Origin of the sequence: Coralloluteibacterium thermophilum, assembly GCF_042654365.1 — a bacterium.
GTDB classification, from domain to species: Bacteria; Pseudomonadota; Gammaproteobacteria; order Xanthomonadales; family Xanthomonadaceae; genus Coralloluteibacterium; species Coralloluteibacterium thermophilum.
Window position 1 is genome coordinate 1 of sequence record NZ_JBHSGG010000064.1, and the last position, 3547, is coordinate 3547.

Here is a 3547-nt window from a genome sequence, read left to right on the forward strand (position 1 = left end):
CGTCACTGCCGGTCAGGCTCACGGGGCCGCCGAAATCGTTGCCGGCGTTGGCCAGGACGATCTCCTGGCCGCCCGCGTCGAAGGACGCCGCACCGCCGACCTCCACCGTGGTCCCTGCGGCCTGCCGGATCGCCTGCGTGTTGCGCAGCGTGAAGGCGCCGGCCACGTCCACGTCGCCCAGTGCGCCGACGGCATTGCCGGCCGCATCCAGGCGCGCGCTGCTGCCCTCGACGTCGAGCCGCTCCGCGGCGATCCGGCCGGCGCTCTGCTGGATGGCGCCGCCCGCCAGGGAAAGCCCACTGGCGGCCGTCACGTCGTGGCCCAGGTCGAGCCCGGTGCCGCCGCGCAGCGTCACGTTGGCGCCGCGCAGGGCACCGGGCGTGGCCAGCGTCCCGCCCGCCACGAGCCGCAGGTCGGCGCTGCCGGTGTCGATGTCGCCAGCCGCCAGGAGGAGATTGCCGCCGGCCTGGAGGTCCACCCCGCCGGTCCCGCCGACCAGCGCGCCGATCTCGAGATCGTCGACGTCCCGGACCCGGACCGCGCCGCCGGTCAGCGCGACCGGACCACGGAAGTCGTTGCCGGCGTCCAGCGTGATGTTCCCCGCCCCCGCGTCGATGGTCGCGGAGCCCGCCACCGTCAGCCCGCCGCTCGCCTGGCCGATGGCACCCCCGGCGCTCCCCGCGACGAGGGCGCCACCGATCCGGCCCTCGCCGAGATTCAGCGTGCCCTGGCTGTTGGCGACGAGGTCGCCGGAAAGCGCCAGGGTGCCCAGCGTCAGCATGCTGGCGCCTTGGATCGTGGCGGCGCCGCCGGTCAGGCTCACCGCGCCGCTGAAGATGTTGCCCGCGTTGGACAGCTCGATCGCACCGCTGCCTGCATCGATGTGGGCCGGCCCGACCACGTTGAGCGCACCGCTCTGCGCGACGCGGCCGCCGTTGCTGGTGGCCGACAGCGTGCCCGAGACAATGCCGCGGCCGAGGATCAGCTCGCCGTTGCTGGTCGCGGTCAGGCCGCCGACGGCGAGCGTGCCGAACTGCAGGCGGCCCGCCGAGGCGATCGCGGCCCCGCCGCCACTGAGGCTCACCATGCCACCGAAGGCGTTGCCGGCATCGCCGAGGTCGATGCTGTTGCCGCGGGCGTCGATGGTCGTGGTGCCGCCGACGGCGAGCGCACCGCTCTGGCTCACCGCGCCACCCGCGTTCGCCGTGAGGTTGCCGGCGATGTCGCCCTGCCCGAGACCCAGCGCGCCGCCGCTCGCCGCATCCAGCGCCGTGACGTCGAGCGTGCCCAGCGTCAGCGCGTTGGCGTTGTGGATCGTGACGGCCCCGCCGGTCAGGCTCACGGGTCCGCCGAAGTCGTTGCCGGCGTTGGTCAGGACGATCTGCTGGCCGCTCGCGTCGAAGGACGCCGCGCCGCCGACCTCCACCGAGGCCCCTGCGGCCTGCAGGATCGCCTGCGTGTTGCGCAGCGCGAAGGCACCGGCCACGTCCAAGTCGCCCAGTGCGGCGACGGCGTTGCCGGTCGCATCCAGGCGCGCGCTGCCGCCCTCGACGTCGAGCCGCGCCGCGGCGATCCGGCCCGCGTTCTGCTCGATGGCACCGACGCCGCCGTCCAGGGAAAGCCCGCTGGTGGCCGTCACGTCGTGATCCAGGTCGAGCCCGGTGCCGCCGCGCAGCGTCACGTTGGCGCCGCGCAGGGCGCCGGGCGTGGCCAGCGTTCCCTCCGCCACGAGCCGCAGGTCGGCGCCGCCGGTGTCGATGTCGCCGGCCGCCAGGAGGAGATTGCCGCCGGCCTGGAGGTCCACCCCACCAGTCCCGCCGACCAGCGCGCCGATCTCGAGATCGTCGACGTCGCGGACCCGGACCGCGCCGCCGGTCAGCGCGACCGGACCACGGAAGTCGTTGCCGGCGTCCAGCGTGATGTTCCCCGCCCCCGCGTCGATGGTCGCGGAGCCCGCCACCGTCAGCCCGCCGCTCGCTTGGCCGATGGCACCCCCGGCGCTCCCCGCGACGAGGGCGCCGTCGATCCGGCCCTCGCCGAGGCCGAGCCCGCCCTGGCTGTTGGCGACGAGGTCGCCGGAAAGGGCCAGGGTGCCCAGCGTCAGCCCGCTGGCGCTCCGGATCGCGGCGCTGCCGCCGGTCAGGCTCACCGCGCCACTGAAGATGTTGCCCGCGTTGGACAGCTCGATCGCGCCGCTGCCTGCATCGATGTGGGCCGGCCCGACCACGTTGAGCGCACCGCTCTGCGCGACGCGGCCGCCGTTGCTGGTGGCCGACAGCGCGCCCGAGACGGTGCCACGGCCGAGAATCAGCTCGCCGTTGCTGGTCGCGGTCAGGCCGCCGACGGCGAGCGTGCCGAACTGCAGGCCGCCCCCCGACGTGATCGTGGCCCCGCTGCCGGCGAGGCTCACCAGGCCGCCGAAGGCGTTGCCGGCACGGCCGAGGTCGATGCTGTTGCCGCCGGCGGCGATGGTCGTGGCGCCGCCGACGGCGAGTGCACCGCTCTGGCTCACCCCTCCGCTCGCCTGCGCCGTGAGGTTGCCGGCGATGTCGCCCTGCCCGAGGTTCAGCGCCCCGCCGCTGACAGCCGTCAGGCCGGCGACGTCGAGCGTGCCCAGCGTCAGCGTGTTCGCATCGTGGATCGTGGTGGTGCCGCCCCGGAGCGTCACCGCGCCCTGGAAGTCGTTGCCGGCGTTCGACAGCGTGATCGCGCCGGCGCCGGCGTCGATCAGCGTGGTGCCTTCGACGGTGACGCCGCCTGCCTGGATCACCACGCCGCTGGTGCGGGCAACGAGGTCGCCGCGGATGTTCCCGTAGCCGAGACTGAGCCCGTCATTGGCCTGGATGTCGAGGCTGTTCACGTTCACGTTGTCGAGAAGCAGCCCGGCACGGCTCCGCAGCTGCACGTCGCCACCGGTGACGCTGAACAGGCCGGACAGCGTATTGCCGACGGTGCCGAGCGCGATGCGGCCGCTCGCTCCTGCGGTGAGCGTGCTCACCCGGCCCGCCGCCCCGAGGGAGAGCATCCCACTCTGGGTGATGTCACCGCCGCTGCTGGCCACGATGTGGCCCGTGCTGCCCGTTCCGAGGTTCAGGTCGCCCCCGGCCTCCACGCTCAGGGCGCTCGTGGCGACGGTCCCCAGGGTCAGATCGCCGCGGTCGTGGATGTGCGTGGCCCCGCCGCGCAGGCTGACTGCGCCGCCGAAGTCGTTGTCGTTCGTCAACGTGATGGCGGTCGTGCTGGCATCGAAATCTGCAGCACCCGTGACGTCGATCCGTGTCCCCGCCGCCTGTGTGATCGGACCGGCAGTGATGACCGACAGGCTGGCCGCGTCCACCGCGCCCAGCGTCAGCGCGCGGCTGTTGGCGATCCGCACCGCTCCGCCGGTCAGCGACACCGTGCCGCGGAAATCGTTCGACAACGTATCGGCAAACGCGATGTCGCCACTGCCGGCGTCGATCCCTGCGGTCCCGCCGACCGCCAGCCCGCCGCTCTGCCCCACGTTTCCACCGTTGCTGGTGGCGGTGAGGCTGCCGTCGATCCGGCC

The 3547-nt window shown here is 73.9% G+C and carries 1 protein-coding gene; it reads right to left on the bottom strand.

The genetic code is table 11. The features are described 5' to 3' along the window. Positions 1–3547, bottom strand: a 3547-nt coding sequence (locus tag ACFO3Q_RS16825) for a beta strand repeat-containing protein (RefSeq protein ID WP_377006063.1), incomplete at both ends; no start/stop codon positions are given.